12 protein-coding genes are annotated in these 18766 nt (G+C 48.0%); 2 read left to right on the top strand and 10 right to left on the bottom strand.

Going from position 1 to position 18766, the window contains the following annotated elements; all coding sequences use genetic code 11:
* The first annotated feature begins 167 nt into the window (after positions 1-167).
* Complete coding sequence (locus FXF61_RS05180; RefSeq protein WP_151184257.1) at positions 168-3710, top strand: bacteriohemerythrin; 3543 nt, start codon at positions 168-170, stop codon at positions 3708-3710.
* 266 nt (positions 3711-3976) lie between these two features.
* Here FXF61_RS05180 and FXF61_RS05185 read toward each other — a convergent pair whose 3' ends face one another.
* Positions 3977-6322: a penicillin acylase family protein gene (locus FXF61_RS05185; protein WP_178087267.1), complete on the bottom strand. Its 2346-nt coding sequence runs from the start codon at positions 6320-6322 to the stop codon at positions 3977-3979.
* 291 nt (positions 6323-6613) lie between these two features.
* Here FXF61_RS05185 and FXF61_RS05190 point away from each other — a divergent pair, with 291 nt between their 5' ends.
* Positions 6614-7798, top strand: coding sequence for a class I SAM-dependent methyltransferase (locus FXF61_RS05190; protein WP_151184259.1), 1185 nt, complete (start codon positions 6614-6616; stop codon positions 7796-7798).
* A gap of 56 nt (positions 7799-7854) precedes the next feature.
* Here the strand turns inward: FXF61_RS05190 and FXF61_RS05195 are convergent, their stop codons facing one another.
* From FXF61_RS05195 to FXF61_RS05235, 9 genes are all read right to left on the bottom strand, one after another.
* A complete protein-coding gene (locus FXF61_RS05195; RefSeq protein ID WP_151184260.1) occupies positions 7855-8613 on the bottom strand; it encodes a M48 family metallopeptidase in 759 nt (252 codons plus the stop codon).
* On the bottom strand, positions 8610-11888 hold the full coding sequence (locus FXF61_RS05200; protein ID WP_151184261.1) for a type I restriction endonuclease subunit R: 3279 nt from the start codon (positions 11886-11888) through the stop codon (positions 8610-8612). The genes FXF61_RS05195 and FXF61_RS05200 overlap by 4 nt, the downstream gene beginning before the upstream one ends.
* 343 nt (positions 11889-12231) lie before the next feature.
* Complete coding sequence (locus FXF61_RS05205; RefSeq protein WP_151184262.1) at positions 12232-13161, bottom strand: Abi family protein; 930 nt, start codon at positions 13159-13161, stop codon at positions 12232-12234.
* A gap of 227 nt (positions 13162-13388) precedes the next feature.
* Positions 13389-14057, bottom strand: coding sequence for a UPF0149 family protein (locus FXF61_RS05210; protein WP_151184263.1), 669 nt, complete (start codon positions 14055-14057; stop codon positions 13389-13391).
* A 3-nt stretch (positions 14058-14060) separates the two neighbouring features.
* Positions 14061-15290 (bottom strand): restriction endonuclease subunit S, encoded by a 1230-nt coding sequence (locus tag FXF61_RS05215; RefSeq protein ID WP_151184264.1) that lies wholly within the window; start codon positions 15288-15290, stop codon positions 14061-14063.
* The gene (locus FXF61_RS05220) at positions 15280-16065 is read right to left on the bottom strand and encodes a Fic family protein (protein WP_151184265.1); all 786 of its coding nucleotides are present in this window, start codon (positions 16063-16065) and stop codon (positions 15280-15282) included. The genes FXF61_RS05215 and FXF61_RS05220 overlap by 11 nt, the downstream gene beginning before the upstream one ends.
* Entirely contained in the window at positions 16058-17593 is a 1536-nt protein-coding gene (locus FXF61_RS05225; protein WP_151184266.1) for a type I restriction-modification system subunit M, read from the bottom strand. The genes FXF61_RS05220 and FXF61_RS05225 overlap by 8 nt, the downstream gene beginning before the upstream one ends.
* A 47-nt stretch (positions 17594-17640) precedes the next feature.
* Complete coding sequence (locus FXF61_RS05230; RefSeq protein ID WP_151184267.1) at positions 17641-18027, bottom strand: BRO family protein; 387 nt, start codon at positions 18025-18027, stop codon at positions 17641-17643.
* A complete protein-coding gene (locus tag FXF61_RS05235; protein WP_151184268.1) occupies positions 18024-18617 on the bottom strand; it encodes a restriction endonuclease subunit S in 594 nt (197 codons plus the stop codon). The genes FXF61_RS05230 and FXF61_RS05235 overlap by 4 nt, the downstream gene beginning before the upstream one ends.
* Positions 18618-18766: the final 149 nt, after the last annotated feature.

Below are 18766 nucleotides of genomic sequence, written 5' to 3' on the forward strand. Positions count from 1 at the left end.
TCTTAGTTGTGTGCTTGAAGATGCCTGAAATATTTGGCTGATACCCAGCTCAAATAGTTTTTTTAACAGCATAACGGATGACATTTATAAGGCGGCGCTCGTCTTGATGAGGCCCAAAACTAACCAATGCTGATTGGCACTTGGCAATTATTAAGGTCGACAGAAATATGTTGGATGCAGCCCCGCGATCCCAATTCGATATTGTCCCATGGAGTTCAAGTTTCGAGATCGGCATAGCGATTATTGACGAGCAGCATCGTCAGCTGGTTGCGTTACTTAATGAGCTTGGTCACGGTTACGTGCACGGTGTTGAGCGTAGCGAAGTTGAGCGTATTTTAGATGCTTTGATCGAGTACGCGGGCTACCACTTTGCAACAGAAGAAGCGCTATGGGCTGAGTTACCGACAAACGACAGCGCGTTTGAAAAGCACATAAAAAGCCATAGTGGCTTTGCCAATAAAGTCCGCTCCATGCGCTCTAAACTTAAAACAGATGACAGCCGTAAGTTGATTGAGGATTTGCTAGCTTTCTTGGTTACTTGGCTGGCGCACCATATTCTGTACGAAGACAAATACCTCTCACTGGTACTTTTGCGAGTACGTGAAGGCATGCAGTTATCTGCAGCTAAGCAGCATGCGCAAGCAGCCATGGCAGGGCAAACCTCTATTCTCATTCAGAGAGTGCTGTCCATGTACAAGAAGCTTTCTTCTCGCGCACTGGTTCTGGAGCGTGAAGAGTATGCGCGGCAAGTCGCCGAGCAGGCATTGGCTGCACAGGAGCAGCACTGGAACTCGGTGCTGGGTGCCAGTAGCGATAACCTCTGGGATTGGGATTTCAGCACAGTCGATACCGCACAAGATGGTCAGTTACTGACTGCCGAGCGTTTTTCTCAAAATGGCTTCACCATACACCCTGATGACTGGCCGGGTCTGCGTCAAGAGTTTCTCACGCATATGGCAGGACAGAGTGAGGTGTTTTTGCATAAGCATCGTGTTCTGGATGCGGCCGGCAATGAACGATGGATACAGTCACGCGGAAAAATAATTGAAAAGGATGCAAGCGGCCGCCCTAGACGTATGGTGGGTACGCAAACCGATGTGACAGAGCGCAAGACTGCAGAGCTGACGCTACAGCGTGAGCGCGATACTCGTATGCTGATTAGTGAGTTTGCGGCTGATTTTATGGCCTCATCAGCGGAAGATTTTGATGCAGCTGTCAATCGCTCGCTGCAACGCAGCTGTGAATATATGAAGGCGGACCGGGCCTATATATTCTTAATGAGCGCCGATGGACAGTACACGAGCAATACGCATGAGTGGTGCGCTAAAGGTATTAAACCCGAAATTGAAAATCTGCAGGATATTGCCACCGGTGATCTACTGTGGTGGCTGCAGCAGCTTCGTGATGAGGGCTGTGTGTTGCTTGCGCGAGTCAGCGATATGCCGGCTGAAGCGCAAAATGAACAGCGAATTCTAGAGCTACAAAATGTCCGTTCGCTCTATGCATACCCTTTGTATGTGGACAAAAAACTGGTTGGGTTTATGGGCTGCGATGCGGTCACTGAGGAGCGGGACTGGAGCGCAGAATCCATTGAATTCTTGAGCTTGATGGGGGATTTGCTGGGTATAGCTTTGGGACATCGGCAAATGCACCAGAAACGTGCACAAGCCATAAGGCATTTGGAGCGTGCCGAGCAGCAGGCCCAACTCGGCCACTGGCAGGCAGACTATGCCTCAAGCGAGATCATGTGGTCACAAGAAGTGTTCCGAATCCTTGAGCGTGATGCGAGTAATTTTGGTCCTAATATTGATGCCTATTTTGAGCTGATCCACCCTGAGGATCGCGAGCTAATGATTCGATCGTATGAGGCTGCAAAAGCTGCATTGAGCGAGCTGCATCTTGAGCACAGGATATTGCTGAGCGGCGCAAGGGTTAAACATTTAGAGGTTAGGGGGCGCTTTGTTACTGCGCCTGATGGCCAGTTAATTGTTGCTGAGGGCACGGTCCAAGATGTGACTGAAAAAGTGCAGCATCGAGAGTCATTACAGCGGTTAGCCTTTGAGGACTCTTTGACGGGCCTGCCCAATCGCAGATCAATTGAAAATACCCTAGCTGATGAGATGGATTACTGTGAAAGCCATGGGCGACGCTTGGTTTTAGCCCTGCTTGATTTAGACAACTTTAATGAAGTGAATGATTTGCATGGCTCGGCCTTAGGTGATGCTTTGCTCAAGGCGTTGGCGCAGCGACTACGACGAATGCTGGGTAATACGGCGGTTATCGCACGGGTTGGCGGCGATGAGTTTGTGGTGTTATTTACTCGGCAAAAACCCGAAGACAGTTACTTCCAGGAACTCAACCGACTGTTGGCAGTGATTCATAAGCCTTTGACAGTTGACGGTATAAATATATTTTTAACCGCCAGTATTGGCGTCACGGAATTTCCGCAGCCACTGCAGGTGGCCGCTGAGCAGCTTATGCGCCAAGCACAGCAGGCGTTGTTTCAGGCGAAAATGCACGGAAAGGGCCAAATCCAGCAGTACGATATTGGCTCAGAGCAAGACGCCCGTGCGCTGACGGGTCATTTAGAAAAAATACGTAAGGGCTTGCATGCTGGTGAGTTTGTTCTGTTTTACCAGCCGAAAGTGTGTATGAAGAGTGGTGTTGTCTTTGGTCTTGAAGCGCTGGTGCGCTGGCAAAGAAGTAATGGTGAGCTGGTGATGCCAGGTAGCTTTTTACCTGTTTTGTTTAATCATCCGTTAGAAGTTGAGCTGGGTGATTGGGTGATTCGCAGCGCGCTGGCGCAAATGCGCTTATGGAAACAGCAAGGATTGGCGATTCAAGTTAGCGTCAACGTGAGCAGCCTGCAGTTATTTGACAATGCTTTTGTAGAAAAGCTGAGCAAGGACCTTAAAGAATATTCAGATATTTCGCCAGCAGCACTGCAGTTAGAGGTGCTTGAAAGCAGCATGCTCAATGACCTTGATGCGGTTTCCGGAATTATGCAACGCACTCGCCATCTCGGAGTCAGCTTCGCACTTGATGATTTTGGTACTGGGTATTCATCCCTTGCTTATCTCAAGCATTTACCCGCTAGCGTACTAAAAATTGACCAGAGTTTTGTACGGGAAATGATGGAGAGTGCCGATGACTTATCGATTATCTCTGGTGTCATTGGTATGGCCAATGCGTTTGGCATGCGCGTTATAGCCGAAGGCGTAGAGAGCATTGAGCAAGGCGATGTGCTGCTCAGGTTGGGCTGCGAGCAGGCTCAAGGCTATGGTATCGCTCGACCCATGCCTGCAGAGGACGTGCCCGCATGGCTTCAGTCTTGGAAAGCGGCCCCATCTTGGATTGGTCAGCAGCCAGTAGAGGTGCAAAACTTACCACTTCTTTACGCTGAAATTGAGCATCGCAATTGGGTTATAGAATTAGAGCAGTGGCTGCGTGGTGAGGGCGGATTTGCTCCTATTTTAGATTGTCACCAGTGCAAGCTGGGTGTTTGGCTTGATAGCGAAACACAGAGCCGTTTTGGTCTAGATCAGAAGTTTTCTCATATGGTTAACTTGCACCATGATTTACATAGCCTTGGGCAAAGCGCGATAGCCATGCATGCTAAAGGCGAATCAGAAGCTGCGTTGCAACTATTGTTACAGATTCGCCAGCAGAGTGATCTGTTTTTGGCGGAGCTCAAGGCACTGATAGGCTAAGTGATGAATGGCTGCTGCGCCTATCCGTTCCGTTGCGCAGGCCTTGATCAGCTGTTTTGCTGAGTGGTTTTGCGTCAGTATCATATTGCGACACAGTTGTTGCATGTTGTGCTAATTCTGATCTTGTCTCACTGAACCCGGCCAGGGCGCGTTCTGGTGCTACGCCGTGCATGGCTAGGCTGGTCATAGATCCTGCCCCGCAGTCCGCTTTAACCGCAGACGCTGTGGGGCTTTTTATTAGGATGCAGTCGAGCCGCCAGCAGGTTTTAACGTGCGGGTAATAAGGTCAGGCGCTGTTTGCCATATACCGAGTTAATATCTTTATAGTTGACGGGCAATGGATAGAAGGCGCCTGCAACACCCACGTCTAACTGATAATGCGGGCTGTAGGGATTATCTGATTGCCCACTAAAACTTGCCGCAGATAGCGGTATCGAACGTGAAAAGTCCACCAGCATGATTTGCCTGCTGACCGTCTGCGCTTCTAGCAGGGTCTGGCTGGTTGCTTGCTGACTACTCAATAAATTGTCCACTAAGAACTGTGCTTTTGAGGTTGACAGCGTTGCCCAAAACGGGCTGTCCTCGCGTCCTAGCAGATGATCCAGCCAAGCTGGATAGCTATGCTGATTATGCAAAGCAAAGGCTTGTTGGATGCTGGCAGGTAGCGTCTGCAGCTCAGTTTTAAACAACTGCGCTTGTGTTTGGCTTAAAAAGCGCTCAAGCCAAGCAGCCTGCTGTTGTGATAAAGGCTGTCCCGCATGCAAATCTAAAAATCTCTGCAGCGTTTGTTGTGCTGTTGCTTGTTGTGCGCTCGCTAATCCCTCAATTGCCTGCTGCAGTGCGGCTGGCATAGCGCCAGCGTTTAGCATCTGCTGTAACTGCGCAACCAGCCACGGCCGCTGCTGTAGGTTATTTTGCGTGGCAAGGCTGGCTGCGATGGGCTTTTTACTCAACTGCAGCGCTAGGTTTTCTGCACGCTCAGGATTGGCCCAACTGCTGGATAATTGCATGCCGTAACCGGGCTGGGTCAGGCGTTGGTTGGCAGCGCTGAGCCAGCCTTGTGGCGGATCTTGATCATAAGGGTAAAGCATCGGATCGGCATAGCCTTCCCATGCCACACTGGCATCCCAGCCCGGCGAAGGAAACAAACCACGGCTGTTGCGACGATTAGGGTAGGTGCCGGTCACTTGCCAAGCAATATGCTGGGCATCGGCCAGCAAAACATTGACGGGGAGCGCGCGTAAATCTTGAATAATTTGTGTGGCCTGCTCAACATCTTTACTGCGCGACAACTGCCACAGTGTATTTAAGCTGCGGTCATCGGTACTTTGAGTAAGTTGCAGCGCTAAGCCATAACCGTTGCTGCTGGTGCTTGGCAGCGAAGCGATTAACGGGCCATGTGCTGTGCGGTAAAGCGCTTCGCGTACAGGGCGCTGACCACGAATAAAAAAAGTTTCCATACGCTGCTGTGCCGGTTGCCATGTGTCATCAGCAAAGTATTCAAGGCGGCCATTGTGCTGGCGCAATTTTTCAATAAATACGTCCTGGGTGTCGGCCATCACCGCGCTGAGGCTATAGGCCAGTTTTCCATTAAAGCCCGAGAGTAATAACGGCATGCCAGGAATTGACAGGCCTGCTGCTTGCAGTTGTGGCGACTGAATATTGACCCAGCTGTACAGTGCAGGTTGTGGTTTGGGCTCGTTCAAAGCCTGATGCGTAGGTTGCACCGCTTGCAGTGTGTTAAGGGCTAACAAACTGCGGCGATTGGCGCTGTGCTGCGGGCTGATCGCCCAACTGCTGGCCAAGGGCGCTTGCAATGAATTGACAGCAGAGAGTTGATTTAGTGTAGCTAACAGTTGCAGGCTGCTGTCACGCAATGCGCTGTTTTGCACAACTGAGCGGGGCAGGGCTAACAATTTTTGCGTGTCATTCAGAGCCAGTGGTTCATCGGGGTAAATGGGAAATAGCCAAGGCAATTGTTCAGTGTCTAAATGCTGAGCAAGCGTTAGGGCTAAAACTTCCTCAGATACATTGCCGCTTTGGCTAAAGCTAAACAGGCTAAAAAGTAAGGCGCTGTCTTCGGCTTTCCAGTAGTCAGGCTTGAAGTTTGCCTGTGCTAATTCTGCTGGCAGGTTGTCACGCATTTGATACAGATAGGCATTGATCCCGCGTGCATAGACCTCGAAATACCTGTGCAGGTTTTTCGATGCGTTTTTATACAGGGTCTGCGCATCGGCTTGCAGGTTAATTGCGCGCATTAAACGGTCGAGATCAAGCATTTGCGCACCATGCAACTCAGCTAAACGCCCTTGCGCTAATAAACGCAGTTCTAGCATTTGCGTGAGGCGATCACTGGCGTGGCTGTAACCTAAGGTAAAGAGTACATCGTGAAAGTTACTCGCCTCAATCAACGGCATACCCGCGGCGTTTTTTGCAATATGACTGGATTGAGCAATACCTTGCACACGCAGCACACCGCTATCCGGCACGACACCTTTCGCCGCGCGCGACTCCAACAGCTGACAGCCAGACAAACCAGCCAGCGTGCTCAGTAGCAGCGCAGTACAAATGGCAGGCAAATAAGAGGTTGGCAAGCCAAGCAATCGGCGCATAGTGATCATCCACATATATAAAGTTTAAGTCAGAAGTGGCGGCAGGTAGTTAGAGCTGCAGACACCTATTGTAGGCTGTTAACTGCTATCCTTGACAGTCTTTTACCCGACTTACTCTGCAAGTGAACTGAGTAAGCTAAATACTGGACAGAAATAGGCATAAAACACGCAGATATCTGCTCAGCAAACAGTTAAAGGCTGTCTTGAATGCAGCGGTCATAGTGCCGATTATTCTGCAATCTTGCATCGGCACTTTGCAGTGATTGTTATTGATAACTAAGGGTGTAGCGCGTGTTGCAAACAGAAAAACACTATGTGCAGTGGCAGGATAATGAAACCTCTCGCAATAGCCGTTGGTTATCGGAGAGCAATCAACCGCCGCCGGCGCGCATTGTGATTGTTGATGATCAAACCACCGCTGATCAAGCCTATCGTTTTGCCTGTGAAGGTACGTCCATGCTGTGGCGCGGTGATTTTCATAATGCGCGGCAATTGCTGCAGGCGATGACGCGGCGCATCGAGCGCACTGAACAGCGTAAAGCCAGCAAAGCTGCTAAGTCGGGCAAAGCAAGCACTGATGCCACTGCGATACCTAATCTGTTTCACCTGCAGCGCCAAGCTCAAGGGCAACGCTCACGTATTTTAAGTCGGGTGTTATTGGAGTTGGACGCCGGCTATAGCAGTCGTTTGCGTCGTGCGCCTGATTTTAGTGCTGCTTGTACAGCAGCCTTTGGTGAGCTGGATGAGCACTGCCTGATCTCATTTCGCGATCTGCAAGGTGCTTTAGGCGCAGCGCAGTGGCGCGAGAAGGGCGTGCCGATTAGCAGTTTAGACCTGTCTATTTTCCCGCATTACGGCGTATTTGCGCCAACACGCCATGAATATGTGCAGTTGATGCTCGATGCGCCGCTGCCAGACACACATGATCTGGCTTTTGATATTGGTACCGGCACCGGCTTGCTGGCAATTATCTTAGCGCAACGTGGTGTTCAGCAGGTGGTTGCCATCGACCTGAATCCGCGCGCTTTGGCCTGTGCTGCCGACAACATTCAGCGCTTAGAACTGACAAATGTGCAGCTGCAACAGGCGGATTTATTCCCCACTGAACAGCCGTTAGCCAATCTGATTGTTTGCAATCCCCCTTGGCTGCCGGCCAAACCCAGTTCGCCGCTGGAATATGCGGTTTATGATGCCAATAGCGCCATGTTGCGCGGTTTTTTGCAGGGTGTGTCTAAGCATTTAGCAGCGCAAGGTGAGGTTTGGTTAATCCTCTCGGATTTAGCCGAACATTTACAACTGCGCAGCCGCGAAGAGCTACTGAGCTGGTTCAGTGAGGCCGGTTTAATGGTCAAATACCGCCTTGATACCCAACCCAAACACGGCCGCAGCCAAGATGCGACTGATCCGCTGTTCGCCGCGCGCAGTGCGGAAATCACCTCGTTGTGGTGTTTGACTCTAAGGCAGCAGACTGAATAAGCATTGCAGCTGGCCTGCCAGTTGCTCTATGGGAATAGATTAAGCAAAAGACGGGTTTAGACACTATTGGTTAACAGCAGGTTGGCCATGCCATCGAGTTTCTTTTTAGTTTTTTCCCATTGCGGCATCACCTGGTTCATCAGGCGATAAAAGCGTTCGCTGTGATTATGCTCGGCGATATGGCACAGCTCATGCAAGATCACATAATCAATGCATTCACGCGGTGCTTTAACCAAGTGCGGGTTGAGCGTTAAGCGTCCGTTAGGTGAGCAGCTACCCCATTGTGTTTGCATTGTCAGAATACGCAGAGGCGGGCGCTCAGTTACCCATAACGCTTGCTCAAGCATGGCATCAAGACGTTTAGCAAACACCTCTTTAGCGCGTGTTTTGTACCAGCTGTTCAATAAATCATGCACTTTATCAGGGTTTTTATGACGCAAAGACACTTCGAGCTTGCCGCGTAAGAGTTTTACGCCTTGGGCATTATCTGAAGTCTCTAAAACCTTAAGCACATATTGCTTACCCAGATAATAGTGACTTTCACCGCTGATATATTGGCGTGGAATAACCTGTTCCATCTGCTGGCGAAAATCGCGCAATTGCTGATAAATCCAGCGTCCACGTTTTTGTACTGCAGCCAGCACCTCATCATCGGCAACAGTAGGCGGCGCTGATACCACCACACGGCAATCAGGGTGAACTTTTATCAATACTTTGTCATCGGTTTGCGCGCGCACAACACGCTGAAAAGCAATGTGTTCATTGCCATAATTAAAGCTCAGCTTGTGCGCCGTATGCAGCAGACTGTTACTCATGTATCGAGACCAATACGGGTGATTTGCACGATCATCTCGACAATTTTCTTGGCTTGATTCATACCGCCGCCAATGTTTTTGCATTCTTGGAACATGCGCGGCAGCAGTTTTTTACGAATATCAGCTTCAATGTTCTGCGGATTGATTGAGTTTTCTTCCACGGCAAGCATGACGCCGCTGTCGACGGCAAAAGCCAGCTTGATCCATTTGTCCTGCACTTGCGCGTCATTAGCGTCAAACACGTCCGGTAAGATTTTTTTGAACACACCAAAATACGCTTGAGCATGGCGGTTATCACTGAAGGCATCTGGGATGTCATTGAGGCGGCGCTCTTGTACCTGCTGCTCAAAGTCGTGAAACAGCATGTATTGCTTAAGCGGGTGTTCAAAGAGTTTTTCTGCGTCTTCAATGGCCTGTCGTAATAGTTTTGAGAAGGCTTCTTGGGCGTAAGGATCGTCGCGCAATTGCTGTTCAATCATGCGCGTCACACGGGTTTTAATGATGTCTGTTTCGTTGCGGGTCTTGTCTTCGCTCCAGTCTTCAGGCTTTTGCTGCTGGCCCATTTTGCCCACTTCATAAACGCCATCAGGGTCGCGCACTTCCACACCGACCACATGCTTATCAAGCAGCTTTTTTACTTGCTCGGCATACTCGTCATAATCAATGCGCTCGCCAGCATCTTGCTGCACTAATTGACGCAAACTTGAGAGTTGTTTGACGGTTTCTTTGTAATGTTGACGGTCTTCGTCGCTAAAACTCGTGTCCTCAAAGAACGTAGCCGACTGCAAGGCGACTTTTAAACAGCTGGCAAACGCGCTTAACGCCTCATAAAAATCATCACGGACTTTGATATTGCTATCAAGCAGCTCACCGTTGACATCTTTCATGCGCGGCACTAAAACTTGGCGCAATTGCTCAATATCGTTTTTGTTTTTGACCTCAGAAAAAATCGCCCAAAGATTTTTATACAACTGCGGTAGGCGCTTGTACTCAGTGCTCATTTGGTTGTACATGCCAGCAATATCATTGATATCGTAGCCGCCTTGAGTGCGTGCGGCGAGATCCTGATATTTAGCAATGGTTGTATCAAGCTCAGATAAAATTCCGCGATAATCAATCAATAAACCGAATTTCTTCTTCGGGTGCAGGCGGTTAACCCGCGCAATGGCTTGGATTAAATTGTGCTCTTTAAGCGCCTTGTCGATATACAGCACAGCGTTTTTAGGCTCATCAAAACCAGTCAGTAACTTGTCCACTACAATCAGCATTTTTAGCGGATCGTTTTTATCAGCAAAACGCTCAATTAACTGCTTGGTGTACAGCTGTTCGTCTTGTGAACCGACGCTGTTTTTCCACCAGAGATTCACTTCAGGCATTGAGGCCTCATCCACCTCAGTATTACCTTCGCGGCTGTCAGGCGGGCTCATAACCACGGCCGATTCAAACAAAGCGGCTTCATCTAAATACTTTTTATACTTAATCGCCGAGGCTTTACTGTCACAGGCTAATTGGCCTTTTAGACCGTCATCGATGTTTTTCTCAAAGTGTTGCGCCACATCCAGTGCAATCAAACGAATACGATCATCAGCACTGTACACCTGACCTTTTTTAGAAAATTTGCGTTTTAGGTCAGCTTTTTGCTCGTCATTTAAACCTTCAGTAATACGCTCAAACCAGCTATCAATCGCACGCGCGTTAACGCTTAAATCTGGAACACGTTCTTCGTATAAAAGCGGCGTTACGGTTTGGTCTTCTACCGCGCGCTGCATGGTGTAGGCGTGCACAATGGGGCCGAATTTATTGGTGGTTTTGTCATCTTTTAATAAAGGCGTACCGGTAAATGCGACAAAAGATGCGTTAGGCAGCGCTTGCTTCATGCGGATATGATTTTCGCCGCCTTGGCTGCGGTGGCCTTCATCAATCAAGACAATAATATCGGCACTGGTGTTCACGCATTGCGGCAGCTTAGTTGCGGTATTAAATTTTTGAATCAAAGAAAAAATAATGCGCTCAGTACCGCTACCGATTTGCTCGGCCAAGCGCGTGCCTGAGGTTGCCATGGCTAAATCTTTATCTTTTTTACCCGAGAGCTCGCCGCCTGAAGCAAAGGTATTACTGAGCTGATTTTCTAAATCGACACGGTCAGTCACCACCACAATGCGGCACTGCTTCAAGTCGTCATGCAGAATTAACGCCTTGCTCAACAGCACCATGGTGAATGACTTACCAGAGCCTGTGGTATGCCAGATAACCCCGCCTTCGCGCCCGCCCGCGCTGTTTTTAATGCTGATGCGTTCCAGCAAACGCTTAATACCAAACACTTGCTGATAGCGCGCAACAATCTTGCCAGCTTTTTTATCAAACAGAATGAAGTAGCGCACCATTTCTAATAAACGGCTTGGCGTTAGCAAACTGATCAGCAGCTGATCTTGCCCAGTCACTGCCAAATCACCAGCGCCAATCAGTTTTTGATACCAGGCTAAATCAGCAGCGGGGCGGTGCTGAAATAGCCCGCTCACCTGCTCGCTGGTTAATGTGGTGTTTTTAAACGCCAGCATCTTAGCGTCGTTTATGTCTTCTTCACGCCAAGCCGCCCAAAACTTTTTAGGTGTGCCGCAGGTGCCATAACGGCCTTTATTGCCATTGATCGACAGCAGCAATTGGCTGTAAGCAAACAGCAGCGGGATTTCGTCATGGCGCTGATTGCGCAGGCTTTGCGAAATGCCTTCATCAACGGTCGGGCCTTTGTTGCTGTGGCCGTCGGGGCGTTTCGCCTCAATCACTACCAAGGGAATACCGTTTACAAAACAAACAATATCAGGCCGCCGCGACTCGATACCGCCAGAGCGAGTCACGCTAAACTCTTCAGTAAAGGTAAAGCTGTTATTGGCAGGGTTATGCCAATCAATCAGCGCCACAGTTGGATTGGCTTTTTTGCCATCAATAAACTCAGTAACAGAAATGCCATAGAGTAAATGGTTGTAGATTTTTTCGTTGGCCGTCAGCAGTCCTTCATTAAGGGCAGGGCTGCAGACTTCTGCGATTAAATTATCGATGGATTTGTCTGATAACGGATACGCCGTGCCAGCAAAGGTAAAGGTGCGCTTACCTAGTTCAGTACGCAAAATAGAGCGCAGCACCACCTCATCCAGTTTGCCACCACGCGCCTCTAGTGCTTGCTGCGGCGATAAAAACGACCAGCCCAACTGAGTGAGCAGCGCCAGAGCCGGTAGCTTAGCGCTGTATTCTTCCTGAAATTTTGGGGCGGGGTGCATAGGTGGATTCCTTACCTAGATTGCTAACAGCCCTCTTAGCGCAGAGACTGTTGGGGCTTGGGGATGCTTAAGTCAATATAAAGCTTGCTTGCAGATTTTTAACCAGTGCATCCAAGCTAAAACCAGCACGCTCACGTGCCCAGTTCAGCATATTTGGATTAACAAGTGCGACGCTCATAGTATTTCTATAAATTGTTTTACGGCTTACTTAACTAACTATTAAGCAGAAGCGGGGAAGTTGCAAGAGCAAAGCAAAGCAAGTTAGACCATGCTGCCGTAGCAAGTAAAGCAGTATTGCTTTAACGCATAAATATCTTCGACATCTATTATGATGGCGCTTTAATTACCCAAGCCAAAATTCTTCATCCAGCCAGTTTTCAGAAAAACCGTAATAGCTTGAGCTTGACGTCAGCCCATTAAGCTCATCATGAAGCTGATCGAGCCAGCTACTGCTAGGAGATATTGTTTTTAGCATGTGCCATACAACACAGACAAAATTAAAAAGGTAATTATTATCCTGCAAAGGCAAGTTTTTTGCATTATTAGGCGCTAGCGGAAGTTTACGACCAAACAGTCGACCATGGTGAGCACAAATATTGCGAAGAAATGTTAACGAGTGCATCCACGATTGGAGGGTTTTAGGTGATAAATCAAATTTTGTGGAAATACTTTTTCGATCTTTACTGCTGGATAGATGCTCATAGACTTTTGACCAGCTCCCAATTGACAGCACCTCTGCAACCATCCAGCAGGGTGGGTATTCTGGCGCATCGTACTCGCTGTAATAGTGATGAATAAAGATTTCACGCAGCTTTTCTTTATCACTGCCTGATTTAGCAGATTTGCCTGTGCTTCTGTGGATTTCTTTAAGAAAGCTCGCATGGCTAAATCTAGCGGTTTCTTTGAATAAAGAGGGGTCTGTAAACCAATGTGCAGAGTCATATTTACAGCACATTGAGTGATTAATTGTGTTGCGTACAGTAACTTCGATGCGCTCTATTGCACTGAGTAATAGGATTCTAATTTTGCGATCAATAATATATGCATTTAAAATCTGATCGAATGTGGTTTCATTTGTATAACGCCCAAGTCGTTGGCCACAGTTAAACTGTTCAAATGGTAAGCCGTAGCCGATAAGTCGGTAGTACCCGATGTTTCCAAGATACTTTTCAACCTTGGCTGGGTCATCAATCTGTAGCCCCCTGTCAGCGAGCTTCTGAGTAAGCTCTTGATAAGGGAAGGGTTTTTTATTGTATTGACGAATTTTAGGCATAAAAAAACCCGCACTGGTACGCTTGTTTCAGAGGCGTTGCGGGTGTTGTTAGGTGATAATTTATCAGCCCTCCCGTACCTCTGCAAGTGTAAAGCCGTTTCTTACAGAAAAAGCTTTCTATATAATTGCCGCGCTTGGCTTCGATGCGGGGGCATTCATCCAGCTCACGTAATTGGATAAGCAGTTGTGCTGGGCTGAATTCGCTCATGACTTAAAAGCCTCTGTTTTTAATGTAAACAGCACTGTTTGTACTTTTTGCCACTGCCACAGGGGCAAGGGTCGTTGCGACTTATTTTTGGTTCTAATCGGCGCAGCGGGATGTCATTTATTGATTTTTGCTTAAGCCAGTACACATAAAGCTCTAATGCGGCAGGGGTTATATCGGCAACTGTTTGTTGGTGTTCAGCGAGGCTGAGGGTGCCGAGTTTCTCGAAGTTTTCTTCCGTGCCATGCAGGCGAATAGCGGCTAAATGTGTATCGATTCTCTCAGGTAGTTTTGGCCACTGAGCGAACTCAACACCGCGCATATAGCCAAAGCACCAGTCTTCAGCGATATAAATATCTGCTCCACTTTCAGTGTTAGTGCTGACCATAAGCAGTGCTGCAAAATCTTCTGGGTAGATCAGCAGTGTGTTGGCTATAACGCTCATGTGGCGCTCTAATAAGGCGAGTAGCTTTTCTTGTTCTTTTGAATTTGACCACTGGGATTCATTGTCCGCACCATTCCAGATGGCTGAGTACCAGGTGTGCGGCAGCACTGTGTCTGGCCCGGTGACAATGGCGGTAAAAAAGCCATCCAGCTCAGAAAAAGTCAGGATGGAGTCGTCATTGCCGCGCTCTAATAATATGTTATCCACATATTCGATTTCGGCGTCTGTTAGGGGCGTGTTGATCATGAGCTATACCTTTACTCGTCGTTTGCCAGTTAGTAGCTGCTGCATCAGGGCTTTTTTCTCTTGATTTAGATGGGTAAGCTTTTGTTGTAAAGCTTCGACTTCTTGGTCGGCGGTGGATAGTACGCTGGCGATTTTTTGTTGTTCTGCATGTGTTGGGCAGTAAATATTAAGGCCAGCTACATCAGATGAGTTAATAGCTGGGTAGTTTGTGCCTACTACTAATGCATTAATTTGCCCTGTTATATGTGCGCTGAAGAGATACTGGTAAACATAATCACTACAAGTATTTTTTTTTGTGCTGAGCACTGCAAAGCCTGTTGAAACTACACAGTCAGAATGTTTTTTTGTGATTTTCGCAAATGCTTGAAGATTTGGGCGCACGGTGGCAAATAAAATGTCTTCTTCTGATACGATTCTACGCGCTCGACTGGGTGCGTTTTTATACGTGTGCCGCGCAAGTTCCTTGTTTATAGCGCCATAATTAACATCAGACAGGGATATGTAGTCAAACTTAAAGTCATCAGGTGTTTTTGAATTGATATTTACAGCGTCAATTTTTACAAGGTCTGCAAGTTTATAGCGCTTAAAATGGTCACTAAACCTAACTCCATTGTCATCCAGTAGCCGTTTTTTTCCGGTAAGGAGTTGCTGCATTAGAGCTTTTTTCTGCTGCTGGCTGTTGGCGATCAGTTGTTCGATGGTGGTGATGGCTTTGTCCCAAGTGGATATGATTTGAGCGATTTTATGCTGCTCAGAAAGCGGGGGTATTAGGCCGACTACTGAACATAAGCGGTTCGGTGACGTATGCTTGACCTTTGTACCTGTTGATTGTGCTGCGATTTCCTTTCTGTTAGAGGGGTCATTAAAAAATAAATACAAAAACTCTGAGCAAACTTGAGACTTGTCAACTATTTTAACGAGGCCAAGACGCTGGTTATGCAGGTACTTTCCCTCTTCGGGTACAAAAAGAGCGCTACCTAGGAGACCTTCTGCCTGCTCTGTCATTGCAAGCAGCAATGCTCCTTTAGGTAATAAATATTCTGCAGGAAATTCACCATTATAATATTTGGTTTTAGTGCTTTGCCCTTTAAAGCCACCTGTTTCGTAGAAGTTTCCAGGCGTTAGTAAAACCAAGCGCCCATTGCTATCGAAGTGTTCGCTTTTAAAAGCAAAGCCATGCTTTATAGATATATAGCTCTTTAAATCATTTCTTTGCCATCCCTCAGGCACCATATCCCAACTCCTCTAAATACATATCCATTTCCTGCTGTATTCCCAATGCCCACCAGTACGGCTTAAAGCTTTGCAGGCTGCTGTGTGCGAGTAGGTCTATAAATGCTTGGTAATTGTCTGTGCAGTGCGCATGGTCAAGGGTTTCGTAATAGGCGAGGCGTTGTTCGACTTGAATTAGCAGCGCTGGAAAACCGGCTTTCATGAGTTCCAGATTCATTAGCAAACGTGCAGTGCGACCGTTACCGTCCACAAAGGGATGGATTTTGACAAACTCGCCATGCACACGGGCGGCGCGTTCAATTGGGTGCAGTGTTTGTGCTTCGGATTGATACCAGCTTATAAAATTCTGCATCAATTCTGCTACTTGCATAGCATCAGGCGGGGTATGGGTTGCGCCGGAAATCAGCACGTTAATTTTTCGATATTGACCTGCGTTATCAGGGTCGATGTTTTTTAAGACCAGTTGATGCAAAGCTTTAATCTGCCATTCACTGAGCGGCTGATTTTGGCTGACCAGCTCTTCTACCATTAAGATGGCTTCGCGGTGATTGATCACTTCAAAGTGCTCACGCAAAGTTTTGCCACCAATGGTGATGCCTTCAAGCGCTACCTTGGTTTCTTTCAAAGTGAGGGTGTTTCCCTCAATGGCGTTGCTGTGGTACGTCCATTGCAGCACCAGCGATTCATGTAAATTACGAACAATTTCCGGCGGCAAAGGGCGCTGTGCATCCAGCTTGACCTTAAGCTGGTCCAGCACATCGAATAACTTACTCATAACCTAACTCGCTTAAATAGCCTGCCATTTCTGCTTCTAATTCTAACAGCTGTTTCTTCAGCTGTTCACGCTCAGCGCGCACTGTCATCAGGTCGATTTCTTCCTCTTCTTCAAAAGTGTCGACGTAACGGGGGATGTTGAGGTTGTAGTCGTTTTCTTTAATTTCTTCGAGGCTGGCTAAATACGCGTATTTATCGACATTGGCGCGTGCTGTGTAGGTCTCGACAATTTTCGCGATGTTTTCTTCACTGAGCAGGTTTTGGTTTTTGCCGGATTTGAACTCGCGGCTGGCGTCGATAAATAAAACCTTGTGGTCAGTTTTCTTCTTTTTGAATAACAAAATAGCCGCAGGAATGCCGGTGCCGTAGAAGAGTTTTTCTGGCAGACCAATCACGGTATCCAGTAGGTTTTCTTCAATCAATTGCTGGCGAATTCGGCCTTCGCTTGATCCGCGAAATAACACGCCGTGCGGTACGACCACGCCCATGCGCCCGCCCAATTTGGAGGATGAGCCGGGTTTTAGGGTTTCAATCATATGCAAAATAAACGCGTAATCGCCTTTGGTTTTCGGTGGTACGCCACGCTTAAAACGGCCGAAGGTATCGTTTTCTGCATCGCCATGGCCCCATTTGTCCAGAGAGAAAGGCGGGTTGGCAGTCACAACATCAAACAGCATGAGGTCGCCGTTTTTATCTAACAGCTTGGGGTTACGGATGGTGTCGCCCCACTCGATTTTATGGTTGTCTTCACCGTGCAAAAACATATTCATTTTCGCCAGTGACCAGGTTGAACCAATGGATTCTTGGCCGTAAAGCGCATAGCTTTTGCTATCGTGATTGCTGGTGATTTTCGCTGCGCATTTCATTAACAACGAAGCGGAGCCGCAAGCGGGGTCGCAAATGCTATCACCTGGTTGTGGGTCGAGCAGGGTGGCAATCAGTTCTGATACTTCTGGCGGGGTGTAAAACTCACCGGCTTTTTGCCCTCCGCTGGCGGCAAAGTTCTTGATGAGATACTCGTAGGCATTGCCAATGATATCCAAGCTGCCAACGCGGCTGGGTTTGAGGTTGAGTTCTGGTTTGGCAAAGTCTTCTAGCAGATCGCGCAGGATGGTGTTTTTTTGCTTTTCTTCACCCAGGCGGTCGGTATTAAAGCTGATATCTTGGAACACGCTTTTGCCAGCGTCTTTAAGTTTAGTGCCGTTGGCTTCTTCAAGGGCGTGCAGAGCTTGGTCAATACGCTCGCCGTTACCGGGTTCGTGACGGCTTGCATATAGCGTATAAAAACTCGAACCTTGGGGTAGAACAAAGCGTTCGTTTTTCATCATTTCTTCGATCAGCTCCGGCTCGTCGCCGTATTCTGCTTTGTAGCCATCGTAATGATCCTGCCACACATCAGAAATGTATTTTAAAAACAGCATGGTCAGAATGAAGTCTTTATAGGTGTCGGCGCTGATGGTGCCACGGAAGGTATCGCACGCACTCCAAAGGGCTTTGTTGATGCTGTCTTGGCTGACTGTGTCGTTCACGGGTTAGTCCTTATCAGTAGGGTTGCTCAGCTTTTTGGCGGCTGACGCTAATTTAAGTTCTGGAGACTTGTGTCATCGGCCAGTTCTTGGCGGCGCGTCTGTATGGCAAAGTAGGTTTGGCCTGCGGCAATCACCGGTTTGGATGGGTCGCCGTTCTGCACTACAAGGTAACAGGCGTAGCGGGAGAGCTTAATATCTGCTAATTCGCGCTCTGCGCCAGAGCCTAATGTGACCATTTTGGTGGCTTCAACGAAATGGTCGTTAACGTGCTGACCGCTACTGCTGCAAGCTTGAATTGATTTATCAATAACCTTTAAAAAGTTTCGCCAGTCGCGGTACTCCAAGACTGGGGCGAGCTCGCGAGCTGACCAATACTCTATGCCGTTTTCATCAGTTTGTTTAATCTGCTCAAAAGAGTGATGCTGATCGTTCATGCGTTAACCTCCGTGTTGGTAAATAAATCAGTGGCGATAAAATCCATTAAACGCTCGCCATTGCTGATGAGCTGCTGCAGTAAAGCTTGTTCTGTGCGTAAGGTGCTGGCCATGGCGGCTATAGTACGCTGCTTGGTTAGGCTGGGCAGCACAATCGGCATGCTATCCAATACGCTGCGGCGAATACTTTTGGCCATACTGCCCTCGGCGTTTTGTTCAAAGTAACGCTGGCAGGGTGCTTGATTGAGGAGCCAGACTAAAAACTCTGGCAGTACTTCTCGGTGCTTTAGACGAACGACAAAAAAATGCGGAGCAGCTACAGCTTGATTGCAATCGGCGTGCAGAATATCGCCGACCTGTACAGCGTAATTATGATTGCCTCGCGCCGCCACAAGAATATCGCTGGGCAATAAATAACCCGGATCACGTTTGCCGGTCAGCGTTGCTGGGGTGCAGCTGTCCCACATTATATGTGTGTCTGCTGAAATGTCTTTCATTTGCACGACCAGTACCGGGCTGTCTGTATCTGCTGCTATTTTCCCGCGAAATGGATAGCCAGCACGTATATCGGCAATGTGTTTAAGTTTCATTGTGATATTTGCCTCATGAGGTTTGATGCAGATAATAAGGCTATGCTTGTTATGAGTCAATTTAAAATTAATGCATCATTGATGGTGATGCTTTTGGTGTTTAACCTTAAGTACAAGCCTATTGCTGCATCTAATCATTATTGATCTAT

The organism is Pseudomonas sp. C27(2019), from assembly GCF_008807395.1.
Lineage (GTDB): Bacteria > Pseudomonadota > Gammaproteobacteria > Pseudomonadales > Pseudomonadaceae > Denitrificimonas.

Coding starts and splice junctions, on each gene's coding strand:
- FXF61_RS05185 (WP_178087267.1), bottom strand. CDS start 6,322: ATGCGCCGATTGCTTGGCTTGCCAACCTCTTATTTGCCTGCCATTTGT.
- FXF61_RS05205 (WP_151184262.1), bottom strand. CDS start 13,161: ATGCCTAAAATTCGTCAATACAATAAAAAACCCTTCCCTTATCAAGAG.
- FXF61_RS05200 (WP_151184261.1), bottom strand. CDS start 11,888: ATGCACCCCGCCCCAAAATTTCAGGAAGAATACAGCGCTAAGCTACCG.
- FXF61_RS05195 (WP_151184260.1), bottom strand. CDS start 8,613: ATGAGTAACAGTCTGCTGCATACGGCGCACAAGCTGAGCTTTAATTAT.
- FXF61_RS05220 (WP_151184265.1), bottom strand. CDS start 16,065: ATGAGTAAGTTATTCGATGTGCTGGACCAGCTTAAGGTCAAGCTGGAT.
- FXF61_RS05230 (WP_151184267.1), bottom strand. CDS start 18,027: ATGAACGATCAGCATCACTCTTTTGAGCAGATTAAACAAACTGATGAA.
- FXF61_RS05210 (WP_151184263.1), bottom strand. CDS start 14,057: ATGATCAACACGCCCCTAACAGACGCCGAAATCGAATATGTGGATAAC.
- FXF61_RS05180 (WP_151184257.1), top strand. CDS start 168: ATGTTGGATGCAGCCCCGCGATCCCAATTCGATATTGTCCCATGGAGT.
- FXF61_RS05235 (WP_151184268.1), bottom strand. CDS start 18,617: ATGAAACTTAAACACATTGCCGATATACGTGCTGGCTATCCATTTCGC.
- FXF61_RS05215 (WP_151184264.1), bottom strand. CDS start 15,290: ATGGTGCCTGAGGGATGGCAAAGAAATGATTTAAAGAGCTATATATCT.